The organism is Streptomyces blastmyceticus, from assembly GCF_039521185.1.
GTDB lineage: Bacteria > Actinomycetota > Actinomycetes > Streptomycetales > Streptomycetaceae > Streptomyces > Streptomyces blastmyceticus.
Window position 1 is genome coordinate 386249 of the sequence record NZ_BAAABW010000016.1, and the last position, 19121, is coordinate 405369.

Genomic DNA, 19121 nt, shown 5'->3' on the forward strand with positions numbered 1-19121 from the left:
TGCGAGAACCTCGACAAGGCCCTCGGCGGGCGCCTCAGCCGCGCGGTCGCCCGAACCAGGCGACGGTGTCCTTCTTCAGGCAGTTGCTGACGATCAGGATGCCGGAGACGAAGCCGGCCATGAAGCCGGCCTGACCCGCCGTGAGGGCGATGACGGCGTTGGCGATCATGATCCAGCCGATGACCATGGCGGTGACGCGGACGCCGTTGCCGCCCTTGCGGAACAGCGCGGCGACGACCACCGCGACGACGCCGACGGCCAGGGTGAACGTGCCGGTCGCGTACAGCGCGGCCCGGGACACGTCGGCCTTGCCGAGGTCGTCGACGGCGGCGGCCACGGTGATGAGGACGGGGCCGACGAGGGCGTAGAGGCCGCCGATGACGAAGAGCAGGATGCGCGTCGTCCTGGCCGCGCGCGGCATCTGCATCGGTTCCGGAATGTAGGGCCCGTAGGCGCCTTGGGGCGCCGGGTGCCCATAAGGCTGCGACGGATACGGCTGCGAAGGGTGGGGCGGGCCGTAGGGCTGGGGCGGGCCGTACGGCGGGCTGGGTTCCGGGGTGGTCACGATTCCCTCTGTGGTGCTCGGGTCAGAGGCGGACGGGGCCCTGCGCGTGACCGTCGCCGGACCCGCGCAGCCGGTGAAGCCGGATGCCGCCTGATCGCATGATGCCAAGCGGGAACGCGTGTGCGCACTGCCGGTTCCCGGAAACCTTGCCGTGGCTCCGATGCCGGAAGCCGCCCCGGTGGCGGCCGTTCCGCTCCCGCCCCGGCCCCCCCGAGAGGCTGTTCCGTCAGCTCTCCGCCGCTGTCCCGCGGGCGGTCGCCTGAACGTTTATCCCCGCCAAATCGGCCTCTTCGGCGAGGAGGTTTACGGAATTGGCGGAATTTCGGCCGGAACGGTTCTCCCTATGGGGCGCATGGGTTCCGGGGTGCCGCAAGGGCGCCGTGGGGAGCGCTGGGCGCACGCCGAGCGGTGTGCCGGGGTTTATTCGTGAGCGGTCATGCTTGCGAGGGAATAGCAAGCGACGGGTGGTTCGCCGGGGATTCGGTGGGCAAATCTGAGATCAGCGACGTCGGCGACATCGCTGGGCGGTCGGCCAACTGCCCGGCACTAAGCAGTAGTTCCCGTTCTGCGTTCTGGAGGAATTGACATGGCAAGCACCCGCACTGCTCGCGTCCTCGCCGCTGTTGCCGCTCTCCCGATGGTCGCCCTGCTGTTCACCGGCGTGGCCTCGGCCGCCTCCGGTGGCGACGGCGGCAACCAGCTGGCCAACCGGGGTTCCAACGTGGCCGCTGCCGCGATCGTGGGCAGCGGTGTCGGGCACACCAACAACGGAAACTCCACCACTGGTCTCCAGCAGGCCACGGGATCCGGTGCCTCGAACCAGGCCGCAACGGCGAGCGTCAACAACTCCCACGACACCGCCATCCGCCAGGACAACGTCTCCGTGACCTTCACGAACCTCTGGTAGCCCCTGGGTGACACACGCGACTGGGTGAGAGTGGACAGGGTCTGGTGATGGTTGCGCGGCGGCACTCCGGTGCCGCCGCGCTGCTTTTCCGGGAAAGTCCCGGCGCGTGCGACCGGCTCTTGACATCCTCAGTTTTTCTGACGGACAGTCAGGAAAACTCGGGAAGGGGATCCGGTGGACGACCCCGAAGACGTGTATCCGCTGCTCAAGAGCTACGAAGGCCGGCCCGCGGGCTCCGGCCGGGGCAAGGACCCGGTCAACGCCCCCATGATCAGGCACTGGTGCGAGGCCATGGGCGACGCCAACCCCGCCTACGCGGGCGCCGATCCCGTCGCCCCGCCCACCATGCTCCAGGTGTGGACCATGGGCGGCCTTTCCGGACCCATCGGCCGCGCCGCCGCCTACGGCGAACTGCTCGCACTGCTCGATTCGGCCGGGTGCACGGCCGTGGTCGCCACGGACTGCGAGCAGGAGTATCTGCGCCCGCTCCGGCCGGGGCACGTGATCACCTTCGACTCCGTCATCGAGTCCGTGTCCCCGCGCAAGACCACCAAGCTCGGCGCGGGCCACTTCGTCACCACACGGACGGACATCCGCGCCGATGGCGAGCCCGCCGGGACGCATCGCTTCCGCATCTTCAAGTACGCGCCCGCGAAAGCCTCTGCGAAAGCCTCTGCGAACGGCTCCGCGAATGCCTCCGCGGAAGCCTCTGTGAAAGACCCCGGTGAGAGCCGGGCCGCCCGCCCCCGCCCCGTCGTCAACAGGGACAACGCCGGTTTCTGGGACGGCGTCGCCGAGCGCAGGCTGCTCATCCAGCGGTGCGACGCCTGCGGGGCCCTCCGGTTCCCCTGGCTGCCGGGCTGCGGCGGCTGCGGCTCACCGGAGTGGACGGCCGTCGAGGCGTCCGGCGCCGGGACGGTCTTCTCCTACGTGGTCGTGCACCACCCGCCGTTCCCGGCCTTCGACCCCCCGTACGCGGTCGCGCTGATCGAACTCGCCGAGGGCGTGCGGATGATCAGCAATATCAGCGGGGTGCCCCATGACCGGGTGCGGATCGGAATGCCGGTCGAGCTGGAGTTCGTACGCGTGGACGGCGGGCAGCTCCTCCCCGTATTCCGCGCTCCCGCGTCACAGGCGGCGCTATGAGAGCCGGAGACGAATTGCCTGCGCTCACCGTCCCCGTCACCCGTACGCTCGTTGTCGCGGGTGCCATCGCTTCCCGTGACTTCAAGGACGTCCACCACGACGCAGAGGCAGCGCGAGCCAAGGGCTCTCCCGACATCTTCCTCAACATCCTCACCACCAATGGACTGGTGGGTCGTTTCGTCACCGACCATTTCGGGTCACGGGCCACGCTCCGCAAGGTTTCGATCCGCCTCGGTGTGCCCAACTATCCCGGCGATGCTCTGGTGTTGACCGGAAGGATCGCCTCCGTGAACGATCGCACCGCCGAAGTCCACGTCATCGGCACGAACCGTCTGGGCCGCCACGTCACCGGTACGGTCACGGTGACCGTCGCGCCCCCGGCCCCCGCATGAGCGCCCGGCACCCCGACGGCCTCGGCGGCCGGGCGGCCGTCGTCGGGATCGGGGCGACGGAGTTCTCCAAGGACTCCGGCCGCAGCGAGCTGGCCCTGGCCGCCGAAGCCGTCCGCGCCGCCCTCGCCGACGCCGGGCTCACCCCGGCCGACGTCGACGGCCTCGTCACCTTCACCATGGACACCAGCCCCGAGATCACGCTCGCCCAGGCCGTCGGCATCGGCGAGCTGACCTTCTTCTCCCGCGTCCACTACGGGGGCGGTGCCGCCTGCGCCACCGTGCAGCAGGCCGCGCTCGCCGTGGCGACCGGCGTCGCCGAGGTCGTCGTCTGCTACCGCGCCTTCAACGAGCGCTCCGGCCGCCGCTTCGGCGCCGGGGTCCAGCGCCGCGAGCCCTCCGCGGAAGGCGTCGCCCTCGGCTGGGCGCTCCCCTACGGACTGCTCACACCGGCGTCGTGGGTGGCCATGGGCGCCCGCCGCTACCTGCACACGTACGGCCTGGAGCCCGAGGTCTTCGGGCACGTCGCCGTCACCGACCGCCGCCACGCGGCGACCAACCCCGCCGCGTACTTCCACGGCAGACCCATCACCCTCGCCGACCACGCCGCGTCCCGCTGGATCGCCGAGCCGCTGCGGCTGCTCGACTGCTGCCAGGAGACCGACGGCGGGCAGGCGCTCGTCGTGACCTCCGCCGAGCGGGCCCGTACGCTCCCGCACCCGCCCGCCGTGGTCGTCGCCGCGGCCCAGGGCGCGGGCCGGGCGCAGGAGCAGATGACCAGCTTCTACCGGGACGGCCTGACCGGCCTGCCCGAGATGGGGGTCGTCGCCCGGCAGCTGTGGCGCACCAGCGGGCTGACCCCTGGAGAGATCGACGTGGCCGTCCTCTACGACCACTTCACCCCTTATGTCCTGATGCAGCTGGAGGAATTCGGCTTCTGCGGGCCCGGCGAGGGCGCCGCCTTCGTCGCCTCGGACGCGCTGCCCCTGAACACCCACGGCGGACAGCTCGGCGAGGGCTATCTGCACGGCATGAACGGCATCGCGGAGGCCGTGCGCCAGCTGCGCGGCACCGCCGTGAACCAGGTCGACGGGGCCGAACGGGTGCTCGTCACCGCGGGCGCCGGAGTTCCCACGTCCGGGCTGCTTCTCGGGGCAGACGGATGAACGGGCGGCGTGTCAGCGGACAGCCCCGGCCCCGGCCCCCGTTGACTCACGTTATGTCCCGAAGAAGGAAGATCATCGGATATCTCGTCGCCCTGATGGTCGTGCTGACCCAGCTGACCTCGGGCACCGTGCCGGCCGCGGCCGGTGACCGGGGCGATCCGCGCGACGAAGGGGCCACGATCTTCAAGGGGTGGGGCATCGACACCTGCCAGGCCCCCTCCCTGACCGCCCTGCGTGCCTGGAAGGACTCCGACTACCGCGCCATCGGCGTCTACTACGCCGGACGCGCCCGCGCCTGCCCCCACCAGACCTATCTCAGCGGGGGCTGGCTGAGCAGCGCCCGGGGGCTGGGCTGGAAGGTGCTGCCGATCTTCGTCGGCTCGCAGTCGCCCTGCGTCCGTGCCGACAACAAGCGGGGCTTCGGCATCGGCGACTACCCCTACGACCAGGGCCAGGACGAGGGCCAGGAGGCCGCCAACCGGGCCTCCTCGCTCGGCATCGCCCCCCGCAGCCCCCTCTACCTCGACATGGAGGCCTACGACGACGGTGACGACGACTGCGCCGACGTCACCCTCTCCTTCATCCGCGGCTGGAGCGCGACCGTCCGCGACCTCGGCTACATCCCCGGCTTCTACAGCAGCGCGGAGTCCGGCGTGCGGCACATGGACCGGGCGCGGCGCAACGGCACGTCCGGGCTGCCGGACGTGATGTGGTTCGCGCGGTGGCGCACGGATCCGACGACGGACGGCGAGCCGGCGCTCGGGCGCAGCGCGTGGACGCCGCACCGGCGCATCCACCAGTACAAGGGGAATGTCACCGAGAGCCATGGCGGCCAGAAGCTCACGGTCGACCGGAACCTGGTGGACGCGCCGGTGGCGATCATCGATTAGGGGTGCGGGCCGGTTCGCCTGCGGTGCCCGCCGCAGGCGGCCGCTCGTCCTGACAGAGCACTGTTCTCCCCCTCCAGTAGGTGGGGGTGGCACCACGCATACGACCTGAGGGGGAGCGTTCTTCGGCACCTCCGGCCGATCCGCCGGGCAGGGGTGCGCTCCTAGCTTTGAGACATGACAGCTTCTGCGACGTCAGTGTGCACCAGCGCCTCCACCGCCGTGTACCCGACGTTCACCTCGTACGTACGGGCACGCGGCCCGGTGCTCCAGCGCACCGCCCGCTCGCTCACCTCGAACCCGTGCGACGCCGAGGATCTGTTGCAGACGGCGCTCACCAAGACCTACCTGGCCTGGGAGCGCATCGAGGACCACCGGGCGCTCGACGGCTATGTGCGGCGCGCGCTGGTGAACACCCGCACCTCGCAGTGGCGCAAGCGCAAGGTCGAGGAGTTCCCGTACGAGGAGCTCCCCGAGCGCGAGTCCGGGTCCGCGCCGGACCCCGCCGAGCAGCAGGCGCTGCGCGACGCGATGTGGCGGGCGGTGCGGCGGCTGCCGGACCGGCAGCGGGCCATGGTCGTCCTCAGGTATTACGAGGACCTCACCGAGGTGCAGACGGCGGAGCTGCTGGGGGTCTCGGTGGGGACGGTCAAGAGCGCGGTGTCGCGGGCGCTGGGCAAGCTGCGGGAAGATCCCGATCTCGCCTGCGCGGCGTGAATCCACGCCTGTGGCCTGCGTCTTAGCGATTGGGTAGTGACTTACCGGGAGATACCGCAGGACAATCAGCGGACGATCACCGTTCCGCTTTTTGGTCCTTCGGGAGGCCCCCCGGTGCTGAGCACGATGCAGGACGTACCGCTCACCGTTACCCGCATCCTCGAACACGGCACGCGCGTGCACGGGGACGCCACGGTGACGACCTGGACGGGGGAAGGCGAGCCGCTGCGGCGCACCTTCCGCGAGGTCGGGGAGCGGTCCGTGCGGCTGGCCCACGCGCTGCGGGACGGGCTCGGGGTCGTCGGCGACCAGCGCGTCGCCACGCTGATGTGGAACAACAGCGACCATGTGGAGGCGTATCTCGCCGTCCCGGCCATGGGCGCCGTCCTGCACACGCTCAACCTCCGGCTCCCCGCCGAGCAGCTCGCCTGGATCGTCGGGCACGCCGCCGACCGCGTCGTCATCGTCAGCGGCTCCGTGCTGCCGCTGCTCGCACCGCTGCTGCCGCGCCTCGACTCCGTCGAGCACGTCGTCGTCTCGGGGCCGGCCGACCTGTCCGTCCTGGAGGGCTGTCGCCCTCAGGTGCACGACTACGAGCAGCTGCTCGCCGGGCACCCCGGCGACCACTTCGACTGGCCGGAGCTGGACGAGCGGCAGGCCGCCGCCCTCTGCTACACCTCCGGGACCACGGGTGAGCCCAAGGGCGTGCTCTACAGCCACCGTTCGATCTATCTGCACGCCATGGAGGTCAACGCGGCGGCGTCCTTCGGGCTGACCCCGGCGGAGATCTGTCTTCCCGTGGTCCCGATGTTTCATGTGAACGCCTGGGGCCTGCCGCACGCCGCGTTCATGGCCGGTACGTCGATGCTCATGCCCGACCGCTTCCTCCAGCCCGCGCCGCTCGCCGACATGATCGTGGCGGAGCGGCCCACGGTCTCCGCCGGTGTCCCCACCATCTGGGCGGGCCTGCTCGCCGAACTCGACGCCCGGCCGCGCGACATGTCCTCCCTCAGGACGGTCATCAGTGGCGGTTCCGCGTGCCCGCCCGCGCTGATGCGGGGCTTCGAGGAGCGGCACGGCGTACGCCTCGTCCAGGCGTGGGGCATGACCGAGACCTCCCCGCTGGGCTCCGTCGCCTACCCGCCCGTCGGCGTCACCGACGAGGAGGCCTGGCCCTACCGCGTCTCCCAGGGCCGCCTGCCCGCCTCCGTCGAATTCCGGCTGACCGGCCCCGGTGGCGAGTTCCTGCCCTGGGACGGGAAGTCCGCGGGCGAGCTGGAGGTACGCGGCCCGTGGATCGCCGCCGCGTACTACGGCGGCGCCGGGGCCGAACCGGTGCGCCCCGACGACAAGTTCAGCCCCGACGGCTGGCTGCGCACGGGCGACGTCGGCACGATGACCCCCGACGGCTTCCTCACCCTCACCGACCGCGCCAAGGACGTCATCAAGTCCGGCGGCGAGTGGATCTCCTCCGTCGAGCTCGAGAACCACCTGATGGCCCACCCCGAGGTCGCCGAGGCGGCCGTCGTCGCCGTCCCCGACGAGAAGTGGGGCGAGCGGCCACTGGCGGCGGTCGTGCTCCGGGACGGCGCGGAGGTGGAGTACGAGGTGCTGCGCGCGTTCCTGGGCGAGCGGGTCGCGCGCTGGCAGCTGCCGGAGCGGTGGACGCGGATCGCCTCTGTCCCGAAGACGTCTGTGGGGAAGTTCGACAAGAAGGTTTTGCGGCGGCTGTATGCGGAGGGGTCTTTGCAGGTGTCTGTGCTCGGGTAGTGGCTGGGGCTCCGCCCCAGACCCCGAAGCACGCTTCGCGCGCTGTCCTCAAACGCCGGACGGGCTGGAATCAGCCCGTCCGGCGTTTGAGGACGCGGCCGCAGGCCGCCCCCGCCGCAGGCGGCAACGGACCCGCACCCTCACACAAACGGAGTGATCCGCTCCTCGACCCCCAGCAGCACCTTCCCGTAAATCTCCATCCCCACCGCCGGTATGGACGCCGCATGCCGCCCCGCCACACTCGCATCCCGCCAGATCCGCTGCAAAGCATTCGCCTCCGCGAAAGCTCCGCCGCCATGCACATTGAGCAGGGTGCCGATGGCGGACAGGAGGTTGTCGATGGCGTGTCCGGAGTCGGCGCGCACCCGGGCCCTGGTCAGTACGTCGAGGTCGGCGCCGAGCGCCGCGGCCGTGTCGAGGTCGGCGGCGGCGCGGTGCACATGCAGATGGGCGGTGTCGATCTTCATGGCGGCCTCGGCGACCTGAAGCTGGACGGCGACGGAGTCCGCCTGGGTCTCGTAGTACGTGTACGAGACCGGCTTGGTCGCGGCCTTCTCGGTGACGAGCTTCAACGCGGCCCGGCCCATGCCGAGTTGGGGGCCCACGAGGCCGACGGTCAGGAGCGGGGAGAACGCGGTGCGGAACAGCCCGGTCGGGCCGTGGTCGGCGGGGATGTCGCCCTCGATGGCGCGCGGCACGGACATCACCCGGTGCTCGGGCACGAAGACGTCCTCGGCGATCAGGCAGTTGCTGGCGGTGCCGCGCAGGCCGCTCACGAACCAGGTGTCCTCCAGGGTCAGCTCGGTGCGCGGCACGAGGGTCATCGCCTGGTCGACCACCTCGCCGTTCTCGTCGGTGAGCGGCATGCCGAGGACGGCCCACGAGGAGTGCGAGGAGCCCGAGTTGTAGTACCAGCGACCGGACATCCGCCAGCCGCCCTCGACCTTGCGGCTGGTGGAGGTCGGGCCGAACACCCCGGTGACCCGGGCCCCGGGGTCGGCGCCGAAGACATCGTCCTGCGCCTGCTCGGGGAAGAGCGCGGTCAGCCAGTTGCACATATTGATCACGGCGGTCACCCAGCCCGTGGAGCCGTCGCCCTCGGCGAGCGCGGCCGTCACGTCGATCACGGTGCGTACGTCGCTCTCGTAACCGCCGAAGCGCCGCGGCATGGTCAGCCTGAACAGCCCGGCCTCCGTGACCGCGTCGATCACTTCGTCGGTCACCCGCCGGTCCGCCTCGATTTTGGCGGCGTGCTCGCGCAGCAGCGGCTGCAGCGCCACCGCCCGCGCGACGAGCTCGGCGCCGGACGGGACGGGCGAAGTGGCGGGCGTGGGAAGGGAATGCGTGGTGGTCATGAGTGCCTCCTGACTGAGGTTCATCACGTTCATTGCGTTCATCACGTTCGTTGCGTTCGCCGCGGTCATCGCGCGAACGCGGAGTGCGTGCCGAAGGTGCGGTGGCCGTAGACGAGCGGGGCGGCCGTGGCCGTACGGGTGTGTGCGACATCGCCCAGGAGCAGCAGATGATCGCCGCCCTCGACCGCCGAGCGGAGCTCGCACACGAGCCAGCCCGGTGCGCCGGTCAGTCGTGGCAGCCCGTGGTCGTAGCTCCAGGGCGCCCCGGACGCGGCGAAGCGGTCGGGCGCCCGGCCGGCGAAGGTCCTGGCCAGTTCGTCCTGTTCGCTGCCGAGGACGTTCACACCGAACCGCCCGGTCGCGAGGACGCGCGCGAGCACGTTGGAGGAGCGGTCCAGCGCCACCGAGACCATCGCGGGGCGCAGTGACAGCGAGGTGAAGGCGCTGACCGTGACTCCGTACGGGATGCCCGCCTCGGTCGCCGTCACGATCGTCACCGGGGTGCAGACCCCGGCCATCGCATCGCGGAAGTCCTGCTCGATCACCATGGCCCCCTTCAATCATCATGATGATTACGGTGATCATGCATGCGGTTTACGAAAGGCGTCAAGAGGTGCGATGCTATTCGTCATAATCAATTCCGGTCGGGTCATCGAGGAGGCGCCGTGGGCACCGCAGACCACCGCACGGGCGAGCACGACGCGCATCACGGCGTCGAACCGCCCGCCCTGCGCCGCGACGACTGGGAGCGCCCCTCCTCGACCTCCCGCGCCGAGATGGCGGCCGACCGCATCGCCGACCTCGTCGCCCGCACCGAACCGGGCGCGCGTCTCGGCACGAAGGACGAACTGCGCACCGAGTGCGGGGTGTCCGTCGGCACCTTCAACGAGACCTTGCGTCTCCTTCAGGCCCGTGGCCTGGTCACCGTGCGGCCCGGCCCTGGCGGGGGGCTCTTCGCCGCCGCCGGACCGCCGCGCACCAGGCGCCTGGGTGCCTGGGCCGAGGAGTTGGACGCCCGGCACCCCGAGGACGCCCTGCGCATCCGTGACGCCCTCGACCCGCTGCTCGTCGAGGACGCCCTCTGGCACGCCTCACCCGCCGACCTCGCCGCGCTGCGCGGTGACCTGGGTGCCCTGGCCGACGCGGCCGACTCCGTCGATGCACCCGGGTTCGCCCGGGCCGAGCGGCAGTTGCGCACCCGTCTGGCGGCGATCGGGCCCAGCGCGATGCTGCGTTCGCTGTACGGCGGGCTGCTGGCCGTCATCGAGCCCTTCGTCGGCACCGCCGACGCCGACACCCTGCACGCTCTCTACGAACGCCACGCCGCCCTGATCGACGCCCTCGACGCCCGTGACCGCGCCGCCGCGTTGCGGCTGGTCGCCACTTCGGTGGGGTGAGCCGGGGTCACAGGGCAGCGGCCCGGCCGCGTACGAGGAGGTTCTGCGTACCCAGGCCGAACGCCAGGTAGGCGTACAACGACGCGGTCCCCAGGATCCCGGTGCCGGCCGCGTGGTCGATCCACAGGCCCAGCCCGAGGTGCGCGGCCACCGAGACCAGCCACAGTCCGGTGGTGGCCGCCGTTCCCTTGCGCAGCACTTCGCCGTGAGGGTCGCGCCAGACCTGGACGGTCCGTGCCCTGACCAGGCCGAAGCCCGCCGCGACGGCCAGGCTCGCCACCAGCAGGACGACGGGCAGCGTGGTCAGTGGGCGATCCTTGACGACCGAGGCGACGCCGAAGGCGATCCCCGCGACGCCCAGAAGACCCAGGACGACCGGGGTGATCAGCGAGCCGTTGCGCCGCACCGGACGGGTGCGCAGCTGCTGTCGCACCACAAGGCCGACGATCACCGCGACTATGACAAGGGCGGGCCCGCCGCTCGTGCTCTGCATGTTCAACTCCCCGTTGTGGCACTGCGCTCGGGCGGCAGCGCCGTGCTGCCTATTGTGAGCGGGCGCGGGCGGGGCTACCGGCCCGGGGCCGGTGGCTCAGGGGTGACCCCACGGAGCCTTCGCAGTCGGTCGCGGGTGGTGCGGGGCAGGCCGGCCACGACGCGGTCCCAGGAGTGCTCGATCATGTCGGCGAGTTCGTCGGCGGGCACGGTGCCGTCCAGGGCCACGGTGTTCCAGTGCCGCAGGCGCGCGTAGTAGCTGGGGCCCACGGCCGGGTACTGCTCGCGCAGGTGCAGGGCGGATTCGGGGTCGCTCTTGAGCGTCACCTGCTCGGGGCGCGAGGCGTTGGCCTCCGTCAGGATCGCGAAGATCTTGCCGCCGACCTTGAACAGGGTCATCCCGGGCCCGGGCTCGCCCTCCGTCGCCTCCGGCAGTCCCATGGCGAACTCTGCGATATCTGCAGGAGTCATAGGGGATGCCTCTTTCGTGCCGTGCGCCGCGCCAATGCTTTGGCGCAAAAGATTAGCAATTAGCGACTCATGGGATATAGGACATGAATCGACCTATATCCGTGTGAACCTCTCCATACGACTTCCCAAAGGCGCGGAAAGGCCCACAGTCATGACCAGCAACAAGATTCACGCGGACGCCGAAAAGTTTGCTCACGAGTGGGTGAGCGCCTATAACGATCAGGACTTCAGCCGGTTCGGGGCGATGTACACCGACGATGTCGCCTACACCGTCGGGGCCTACGGGATCGCCTTCAATGGCCGGGATGCCTTCGTGGGCCACATCCGCGAGTACGCGGGCGCCGTTCCCGACCGGAAGCTGACCGTCAAGCGGGTCATCGCCGACGGGGAACTCATCGCCCTCGAAACCGATTTCGCCGGCACCAGCTCCGGGGCGGTGCCGGCCCTGCCTCCGGCCGGGGAGCCGGTTGCTGCCAGCTTCTGCACGGTCCTGCGGCTGCGCGAGGGCAGGATCGCGGCGCAGGACGACTACGTCGGCTGACGGCGCCCTCCGCCTTGGGGTATGTGGCCTTGAATCGGGGTGCGTTCGTGGCCTACCGGCGCATTTGTGTGCCCCGGGGGCGGGGGACGGATTTGGTGATTCCTACGCGTACGGACTCCACCCTGCGGTGGAATTCCTCGTCGAACGCCTCGCCCAGCCAGCCTTCGTGGGGGTCTTCGTCGCGGCACGCGCGGCAGCGGCCGTCCGGTAGGGAGCGGCCCGGGGCGCCGCAGCCCTTGCATTCTGTGAGGTGGGGCGGGGGTTCCGGCGTGGGTGCCGGGGTGCGGTCCCGTACCGGGGGGAGTTTCGCCTCCAGGCGGGTGCGGGCCAACGCGCCCGGGCAGTGGACCCCCTCCGGTGGGAGGCCCGCCGTGAGGGCGCGTACGAGTTCCGCCTCGGTCGCGCCCCTGGCCAGCCATTCGTTCGCGAGTGGTTCGAGTTGGGCGCATTCCCTCGCGGAGAGGCTCATGCGGGGGTCCGTGCGGCCCACGTCGGCCAGGATCTTGTACGCGGCCGGTGGCGGTTCCTCCGCCGCCACGGGTGCGGGCACGTCCCCGCGCAGGAAGCGCTTCCACCACGACTCGTTCCGCGCCGTGCGCGAGAAGTACGTACGGAACACCCACTGCGTACGGCCGTCCCCGACCGTCTCACGCCTGCGGAACAGGTGACCGGCCCTGGCCAGCGCGTTGAGGGCCGTGCGTACGGCCTGCTGGCCGTACGCCGCCAGCTCTCTCGCCAGTGTTTTTACGTCGATCGCCGCGCCGTCGGGGAGGCGGTCGATGTACGCCGCGATCGCCGCCTCGCGGGCGGGCAGATGGGCGAAGTCGTCCTTGCGGCGCGGCTTCTGGTCGGGTACGGAGCGTTTGCCGTATCCCGGGGAGGCCATGGGGGCACTAAGGTTGGCAGCAGCCATGTGGATCGTCCTAGCGATCTTGGTGGTCAGACCCCCGTTCGGTGTTGGTAGCACCGGCGGGGGTTGTTTGTTGCTGCGCACGCTACACACCCTGCGCACACCGTCGCCACTCGACTACCTAAAGTCATACAACTTGTGGTACGCGGGAGTTGGGAGGGTGGGTGGGTTCAGCCCTCCACCCATTCCTTGGAGAAGTCGCTCGAATCCCGACCCCCGTCCCCCGAAGCTCAAGCGTCGGCGGACGCGTAGGTTATGAAATCCGCCCAAGCGGGGGCGGGTATGGCGAGTTGGGGGCCATGCCCGAGCTTCGAGTCTCGGACGTGGATGGTGTGCGAGCGGTTCGCGACTTCGACGCAACTCTTGTCTGCCTCCTCAGTGCTGTAGCTCGATTTGAACCACTGCAACGCGTCCCTCATAGCTCCTCCGACAGTTCGCTGATGAACTTTCTGGACTCTTCCTCGCTGAGCGCCTGCATGCGGAGCATGGCGAAGCGCTTTGTCATGCTGCTGGCCCTCTTGCCGTCGCAGTCCAGCTGAGAAGTGCTGTAGTTCTCCGTGTAGACGAGTTGCTCGCCTTCCGCGCTCTCCAGCAGCGTGAACGCACCGGTCATGCCCGGGAAGTAGCCTTGCCCGGTCGGCAGGATCTGGATGAACACATTGCGCTGCTCGTCGACATCGAGCAGGTGACGGAGCTGCCCCTTCATCGTCTCGGCTCCGCCCAGCATGGTGCGCAGAGCGGGCTCGAAGATCACGAAGTTGAACAGCGCGGTCGGCTCATCCAGCCGCTTCTGACGGTTCATGCGCAGCGCGACGCCGTTCTCGATTTCTTCGTCGCGGACGGGAGGAACACCGCACCGCATGAGCGTTCTCGCGTACTCCTCGGTCTGCAACAGACCCGGAATGATGACGAGCTCGAAGTTGTGCAAGGCGAGGGCTTCGGCCTCAGCTGCCACGTACTCCGGAACCTGCGGAGCTGTCGGTTCCGGCTGGAGATACGGGCACGCCGCCAGCAGCAGACCCTGCGCCCCGCACATCTGGTCGGCGACTTCGAGAACGCGGCGGGACGGTTTGCGGCGTCCCTGTTCCATCGACTTGATTGTTTCTACGCCGTAGTTGGACTCTCTGGCCAGGTCCTCGCGGCTGACGCCCGCGATCGCTCGCCAGGACTTGAGTTGATCGCCGCAGTACCGCCATGACACCGGCGGGTTGGCAATGCCGCGCATCAGCATTGGGGCTCACCTCACGCTACGTACCCTCATGGTCCCCGCGCACGCTAGACCTGCCCAGGGCTTCGCAAGCCCTATACGAGAAAAGTTCGCCCGCACGGGTGTGCTGTGCCTGGCGAGAAGTGATCCAGGGCTTCGGAGGGGCTGTTGTACTGCGCGCATGGCTGATCAGAAGCAGTGCACGGTGGTCCGTACCGGAGAGTACGAGGGCATCCAGGGCGGTACGTTCGGGGCGGGCATCAGTGCTCAGTCGGCGGGGGCGGAGCGGCTGTGCCTCCACCGGCTGGTGATGCCTGCGGGTACCCGGGGGCGTCCGCATCTTCATGAGGGCCATGAATCGGCCATTTTCATTCAATCGGGCCAGGTGGAGGTGTGGCACGGGGAGGGGCTGGCCGAGCATGTGGTGCTGGGGGCGGGCGACTACATCCACATCCCGGCGGATACCCCGCACATGCCGGTGAACAGCGGTTCCGAGGACATGGTGTGCGTGGTCGCGCGGACGGATCCGGAGGAGCAGGAGGGGGTCCAGCTGCTGGATCTGCCGGCTTGGCTGGAATCGCGGCTCGGCTTGCTGGTGGTGGGGGTGGGCTGAGCCGGTCTGTGGGCGGGTGGCCGCGACACTCTGTTGCGCTGAAGGTTGCCCGGGCGGGATGTGTGCGCGCTAGGCTGGGAGGCGTCTGGTCGTCGCCGGATTTCGGCGGCTGGATGTAGTTGAAGAGGCCCCCGCCACGGACCGGTATCCGCAGCGAGGGCCAACCGGAAGCAAGTTCCGGCCGGAGGCTTATCCTTCAAGCCTCCGGTCACTTCCCTCGCGACCACCTCCACAGTTCCCGGATCACCGCAGCGATCCGTTCCCGCAGAGACGGCTTCCGGTGGCGTCCTGTCATCGGACGCCCCCCTTTCATTACGCGGCCAAGATCCGGTGGCCGCTCCGGAGGAACCCGGCTGTCCGGGCCCTCCGCGAAGCCCGACAACTGTCGGCTCCTCCTTGAAGGGGGGCGCCCGCTCGGGGGCGCCACGGGACACGCTATCCCGTATCGGTCTCAACTCACGCTGAATTGTGGGAAGTTCTGTGGTTGCGAGATGTCGCACATGGGAACGGGTCATCGATCGATACGGTGATCGATCCGCGATGCGTTCTGAGGGGTGCCGCCTTTTGTTTCCCCCACCCCGCCCCTTCCCGAACTGGGGCTCGCGCCCCAGACCCCCGGCTGCGGGCCGGTGGTCGGGTTGTGCCCACCCGTTCCGCCCTGCGGAACGATTGCCCACAACCAGGTGCCTACTACGACGTCAAGCGCAAGCCGTTGTCGAAGTCCACGCGCGCCAGATCCGCGCGGGAAGTTATCCCCACCTTGGGGAAGACGTTCGACAAGTGGTGGCCCACTGTCCGTGGGCTGATCAGGAGTTGGGCTGCTATTTCGCGGTTCGTGAGGCCTTCCGCCGCCAGGCGGGCCACGCGGAGTTCCTGGGGGGTGAGGGAGATGCCGGGGGTGGGGGAGCGGCGGAGTTGTTGGCCGGTTAGTTCTTGTTCGTGGAGGGCGCGTTCCAGGAGGGTGGGGGCGCCCAGGCGGCGGAATGTCTCGGCTGCTTCGGCGAGTTGGATGCGGGCCTCCGTGCGGCGGCGGACGCGGCGGAGCCATTCGCCGTAGAGGAGGCGGGTGCGGGCCTGTTCGAAGGGGCGGGCCGGGCGGCCGTCCAGGGCGTGCAGGAAGTGGGAGTTCTTCGCCGTCGGGTCCTCGGTGAGGAGGGCCTCGCAGCGGTGCGCGGCGGACTTCGCCCAGGCCGTGCCCGTACGGTCGGCCCAGCGGGTCAGCAGCCGTACGTGCGGGAGGGCGGCGTCCGGGTGGTCGGCCCGTACGGCCGCCTCGGCCGTGTCCGCGGCGGCGAGCAGGGCGAACGTGCCGTGCGCGGCGGCGTGGCCCGGTTCCGAGATGCGGGACAGCCACTGGAGGGCCTCGTCCGCGCGCCCGGCCTGCAGGGCGGCCAGGCCGCGGCTCCAGTGGGCGGCGGCGGTGAGGGCCCGTATGCCGCGTGGCACGGATATCTCCAGCGTGCGGTCGGTCTGGGCCGTGACCGTCTCCTCGTCGCCGCGCAGGGCGGCGAGCCAGGCCAGGACGCTGCGGCACTGCGTGGCCGCGTGATCGGCGCCGATCTCCTCGGCCAGGCACAGGGCCTCGGTCGCTTCGGCGGTGGCGTCGCCCCACCGGCCGCGCACGGCGTCGAGGGACGCGGTCTGCGGCACGGTCAGGACGATGGCGGTGGCCGCGTCCGTGCGCCGCAACTCGGCGATCTTCCGCCGGAACGCCTCGGCCAGGGCCTCCTCCGCACCCCAGGCCACGCCGAGCGACGCGGGCGGAATGAGGCGCCAGCTACTGGCGCCGAGGCGGGCGACGGTGTCCTCGGTGAGGGCGGGCGGGGCGCCGTCCTCGCGCCACCAGCCGACGAGGGGCGGCACGTCGGGGAGGGTGGCGAGGACGTCGAGGGCGGCGGCGTGGAGGGCGGGCGCGCCCGCGGTCCAGCCGGCGCGTACGGCCATGGTGGCCAGTTCGAGCTTCTTCCCGGGCCGGGAGACGGCGCGCACGTCGCGCATGAGGTGGCGGTGGGCCGTCCTCTGGTCGCCGTACCCGAACTCGATCAGTCCGCGCAGTCCGCCGCTGAGCTCCGCGACGGCGTCCTCGGAGGACAGGTGCGTCGCCCTCGCCAGCAACTCCCTTGCCGCGGGCACCTGTCCGGCCTCCCACGCGGCGCGCGCACCGCGTGCCAGCCGGACCGCCGCCCCGTCGGGGCAGGGGGACAGCTCGGCGGCGCGCCGCAGGATCTGCGCGGCGGACGCGCAGCCGCCGCGCGCCCAGGCCCGGTCGGCGACGGCGACCAGGAGCGCGGCGACGTCCTCGTCGGGCCCGTCGCAGGCGGAGGCCAGATGCCAGGCGCGCAGCTCGTCGGCGTCCTCACCGGCTCCGGCGAGGACACAGGCGAGGGCCCGGTGCGCGGCCTGCCGTTCGGTGAAGGGCGCCTCCTCGTAGACCACGGTCCGTACGAGCGGGTGGCGGATGCGGACGCGGTCGCCGTGGGTGTCGAGGAGGCCGTGGCGGAGCGCCTCGTCCCAGGCGGCCGTGCCGACGCCGAGGGTGTCGGCCGCTTCGCGCAGGGCCCAGCGCTCGCCGCGTTCCTCGGCGGCGGCGAGCAGCAACAGGGTGCGGGTGCGGGGGCCGAGCGCCTCGACGCGGGCGTTGAAGGCGCGCCGCAACCGCGGCCCGACGGCGACGCGTTCACCGGGTGCGGACGGCCCGGCGGCCTCCAGCGCGCCCGGCAGCTCCTGGAGGGCCAGCGGATTGCCGCCCGCCGTGCGGACCGTACGGGCGAGGAGCCGCTCCCCGGCCGAGGGCGTCGCGGCCGCCGCGAGCCGGCGCGCGTCGGTGTCGTCGAGTCCGCCGAGCCCCAGCGCGGGGAGCTGCGCCCAGGGGCCGGTGGCCGGGTCGGCGTGGGAGGTGAGGAGCAGGGCGACGGGCTCGGTGCGCAGGCGGCGCACGACGAAGCAGAGGCACTCGACGGTGGGCGCGTCCAGCCACTGGGCGTCGTCGGCGACCAGCAGGACCGGCTGTTCGCCGCCGAGTTCGGAGAGCAGGGTGAGGACGGCGGCGCCGATGAGGAAGCGGTCGGGGACGTCACCGCTGTGGCCGAGCGCACCGCGCAGCGCGGCGGCCTGCGGTGCGGGCAGGGCGCCGATGCGGTCCACGACGGGCCACAGCAGTTCGTGCAGCGCGGCGAAGGCGAGCCCGGACTCCATGCGGGTGCCACGGCAGCTCAGCACGGTGAAGTCGGTGGCGGAGGCGGTCGCGTACTCCAGCAGCGCCGTCTTGCCGATGCCGGGGTCCCCCCAGAGCACCAGTCCCGCCCCTGTGCCCTCGCGCGCCCCGGTGAGGACGCGGTCGAGCTCTGTCTGTTCCTGGTGCCGTCCGTACAGCGTCATTTGACGGAGATTTTATAAGGGCTCATCTCACATCCCAGGTATGGAAATCCATGGGGAATGTCACGGCCGACACGGGGCGGAATATCCAATTCCGTTGTGGGGGGTACGGATACGGTGACGGATCCGCTCTGCGCGCCCCGGCCCTAGCGTTCCCGGCATGCGCACCCTTGCATCTGCCGATTCCCTTCTCGACGACGTGGCCGCGGCGGTCCGCGGTGACGCCTCCTGCGGTGTTCTGGCCACTGGGCGCTTCACCCCGGCCGCCGAGGCGGGTGAGCTCAGCGCGGCGGCGCTCTTCGCCGGGCCGTCGGTGCCGGTGACGGTCCGCTTCTCCAGCGCGGTCGGTGGCTTCGGCGGTTTTGGTGGCTTCGGCGATCAGGGGCTCGCCGTCCGCTTCCACGTCGGGGCCGAGCAGGACATGGACCTCCTGGCCTCCACCCTGCCTGTCCTCGCCGTCCGCAACGTACTGGGCATGCTCGAATTCCTGCGGGCCACCAACTCCGGTGATGCTGCGGCTGTTTCCGATTTCTTCGGACGTCATCCGGAAGCGGCCACGGCCATGGCTCTCGCCGAGGATGCGCTGCCTGCGGAGAGCTTCACGGGCGTGACGTATCACGCGGTGCACACGTTCGGGCTGGTGGACGAGGACGGGCGGACGACGTGGGCGCGCCTCAGCTGGGAGCCCTGGTGGCCTCTCGCCCCGCTCTCCCGCGAGGAAGCGCTCGGCCGGCCCGCGGACTATCTGACGCGGGGGCTCGCGGGGCGGCTGCCTTCGGGGTTTCGGCTGGTCGCGCGGTTTGCCGGGGCGGAGGATTTGGGGGTGTTGCATGATCCGACGCGGTTGTGGGCTTCGGGGGCTGGTCTTATGGCCGAGCTTGGGGAACTCATGCTGGATGGGGTGGGGGTGGGTGAGTCACCCGACTTTGATCCGTTGCGGCTGCCGCTGGGGTTTGAGGCGCCGCGGGATGATCTGTTCGGCGTGCGGGTTGCTGGCTCCCCCAGCTAGCGCTGGGAGGTGCCCCCAGCGGCGGGGTTTTCCCCCACCCCGCCCCTTCCCGAAACTGGGGCTCGTGCCCCGGACCCCCGGCTGTCCCGCCGTTGCCGCCTGCGGCGGGAGCTCCCTTCGGGAGCGTCCTCAAACGCCGGACGGGCTGAATTCGCACCCCGAAGCCCAAGCACCCTCCCGGGGTTGATGCCGTCCACCGGCGTG

Annotated in this window: 20 protein-coding genes; 11 read left to right on the forward strand and 9 right to left on the reverse strand. The window is 70.6% G+C overall.

Going from position 1 to position 19121, the window contains the following annotated elements:
- Positions 1-34: 34 nt before the first annotated feature.
- Entirely contained in the window at positions 35-565 is a 531-nt protein-coding gene (locus ABD269_RS15605; RefSeq protein ID WP_344118362.1) for a hypothetical protein, read from the reverse strand.
- A 586-nt stretch (positions 566-1151) separates the two neighbouring features.
- On the opposite strand from ABD269_RS15605, the gene ABD269_RS15610 reads away from it, so the two are divergent.
- The 7 genes from ABD269_RS15610 (at position 1152) to ABD269_RS15640 (ending at position 7547) form a co-directional block, all read left to right on the forward strand.
- Positions 1152-1472: a hypothetical protein gene (locus tag ABD269_RS15610; RefSeq protein ID WP_301893984.1), complete on the forward strand. Its 321-nt coding sequence runs from the start codon at positions 1152-1154 to the stop codon at positions 1470-1472.
- Positions 1473-1646: 174 nt separating this feature from the next.
- Positions 1647-2618 carry a bifunctional MaoC family dehydratase N-terminal/OB-fold nucleic acid binding domain-containing protein gene (locus tag ABD269_RS15615; RefSeq protein WP_344118364.1) on the forward strand — a complete coding sequence of 324 codons (972 nt, stop codon included), beginning with the start codon at positions 1647-1649 and terminating at the stop codon, positions 2616-2618.
- A complete protein-coding gene (locus ABD269_RS15620; RefSeq protein WP_344118365.1) occupies positions 2615-3010 on the forward strand; it encodes a MaoC/PaaZ C-terminal domain-containing protein in 396 nt (131 codons plus the stop codon). Before ABD269_RS15615 ends, ABD269_RS15620 begins: the two co-directional genes overlap by 4 nt.
- Positions 3007-4173, forward strand: a complete 1167-nt coding sequence (locus ABD269_RS15625; protein ID WP_344118366.1) for a lipid-transfer protein — start codon at positions 3007-3009, stop codon at positions 4171-4173. Before ABD269_RS15620 ends, ABD269_RS15625 begins: the two co-directional genes overlap by 4 nt.
- 53 nt (positions 4174-4226) lie before the next feature.
- Entirely contained in the window at positions 4227-5063 is an 837-nt protein-coding gene (locus tag ABD269_RS15630) for a DUF1906 domain-containing protein (protein WP_301893979.1), read from the forward strand.
- Positions 5064-5237: 174 nt separating this feature from the next.
- Positions 5238-5777 carry a SigE family RNA polymerase sigma factor gene (locus ABD269_RS15635; RefSeq protein WP_344118367.1) on the forward strand — a complete coding sequence of 180 codons (540 nt, stop codon included), beginning with the start codon at positions 5238-5240 and terminating at the stop codon, positions 5775-5777.
- A 114-nt stretch (positions 5778-5891) separates the two neighbouring features.
- The gene (locus ABD269_RS15640; protein ID WP_344118368.1) at positions 5892-7547 is read left to right on the forward strand and encodes a long-chain fatty acid--CoA ligase; all 1656 of its coding nucleotides are present in this window, start codon (positions 5892-5894) and stop codon (positions 7545-7547) included.
- Positions 7548-7687: 140 nt separating this feature from the next.
- Here ABD269_RS15640 and ABD269_RS15645 read toward each other — a convergent pair whose 3' ends face one another.
- Positions 7688-8902, reverse strand: coding sequence for an acyl-CoA dehydrogenase family protein (locus ABD269_RS15645; protein ID WP_344118369.1), 1215 nt, complete (start codon positions 8900-8902; stop codon positions 7688-7690).
- 65 nt (positions 8903-8967) lie between these two features.
- Entirely contained in the window at positions 8968-9450 is a 483-nt protein-coding gene (locus ABD269_RS15650) for a flavin reductase family protein (protein ID WP_344118370.1), read from the reverse strand.
- A gap of 117 nt (positions 9451-9567) precedes the next feature.
- Between ABD269_RS15650 and ABD269_RS15655 the strand changes: the two genes are divergently transcribed.
- Positions 9568-10299, forward strand: a complete 732-nt coding sequence (locus ABD269_RS15655; RefSeq protein WP_344118371.1) for a FadR/GntR family transcriptional regulator — start codon at positions 9568-9570, stop codon at positions 10297-10299.
- A gap of 7 nt (positions 10300-10306) precedes the next feature.
- Here the strand turns inward: ABD269_RS15655 and ABD269_RS15660 are convergent, their stop codons facing one another.
- A complete protein-coding gene (locus ABD269_RS15660) occupies positions 10307-10792 on the reverse strand; it encodes a hypothetical protein (protein ID WP_344118372.1) in 486 nt (161 codons plus the stop codon).
- Between the two features lie 74 nt (positions 10793-10866).
- Complete coding sequence (locus tag ABD269_RS15665) at positions 10867-11262, reverse strand: MmcQ/YjbR family DNA-binding protein (protein WP_344118373.1); 396 nt, start codon at positions 11260-11262, stop codon at positions 10867-10869.
- Positions 11263-11413: 151 nt separating this feature from the next.
- Between ABD269_RS15665 and ABD269_RS15670 the strand changes: the two genes are divergently transcribed.
- Positions 11414-11803, forward strand: coding sequence for an ester cyclase (locus ABD269_RS15670; RefSeq protein ID WP_344118374.1), 390 nt, complete (start codon positions 11414-11416; stop codon positions 11801-11803).
- 52 nt (positions 11804-11855) lie between these two features.
- On the opposite strand, the gene ABD269_RS15675 is transcribed toward ABD269_RS15670, so the two are convergent.
- The 3 genes from ABD269_RS15675 to ABD269_RS15685 all read right to left on the reverse strand — a co-directional run bounded on the left by ABD269_RS15675 (position 11856) and on the right by ABD269_RS15685 (position 13944).
- Positions 11856-12716 carry a hypothetical protein gene (locus tag ABD269_RS15675; protein ID WP_344118376.1) on the reverse strand — a complete coding sequence of 287 codons (861 nt, stop codon included), beginning with the start codon at positions 12714-12716 and terminating at the stop codon, positions 11856-11858.
- A gap of 227 nt (positions 12717-12943) precedes the next feature.
- Positions 12944-13132, reverse strand: coding sequence for a DUF397 domain-containing protein (locus tag ABD269_RS15680; RefSeq protein WP_344118377.1), 189 nt, complete (start codon positions 13130-13132; stop codon positions 12944-12946).
- Positions 13129-13944, reverse strand: a complete 816-nt coding sequence (locus ABD269_RS15685; protein ID WP_344118378.1) for a helix-turn-helix domain-containing protein — start codon at positions 13942-13944, stop codon at positions 13129-13131. Before ABD269_RS15685 ends, ABD269_RS15680 begins: the two co-directional genes overlap by 4 nt.
- Before the next feature lie 157 nt (positions 13945-14101).
- On the opposite strand from ABD269_RS15685, the gene ABD269_RS15690 reads away from it, so the two are divergent.
- The gene (locus ABD269_RS15690) at positions 14102-14533 is read left to right on the forward strand and encodes a cupin domain-containing protein (RefSeq protein ID WP_344118379.1); all 432 of its coding nucleotides are present in this window, start codon (positions 14102-14104) and stop codon (positions 14531-14533) included.
- A gap of 690 nt (positions 14534-15223) precedes the next feature.
- Here ABD269_RS15690 and ABD269_RS15695 read toward each other — a convergent pair.
- The gene (locus ABD269_RS15695; RefSeq protein ID WP_344118380.1) at positions 15224-17911 is read right to left on the reverse strand and encodes an AAA family ATPase; all 2688 of its coding nucleotides are present in this window, start codon (positions 17909-17911) and stop codon (positions 15224-15226) included.
- 157 nt (positions 17912-18068) lie between these two features.
- Between ABD269_RS15695 and ABD269_RS15700 the strand changes: the two genes are divergently transcribed.
- Complete coding sequence (locus ABD269_RS15700) at positions 18069-18917, forward strand: catalase (protein WP_344118381.1); 849 nt, start codon at positions 18069-18071, stop codon at positions 18915-18917.
- Positions 18918-19121 lie beyond the last annotated feature (204 nt).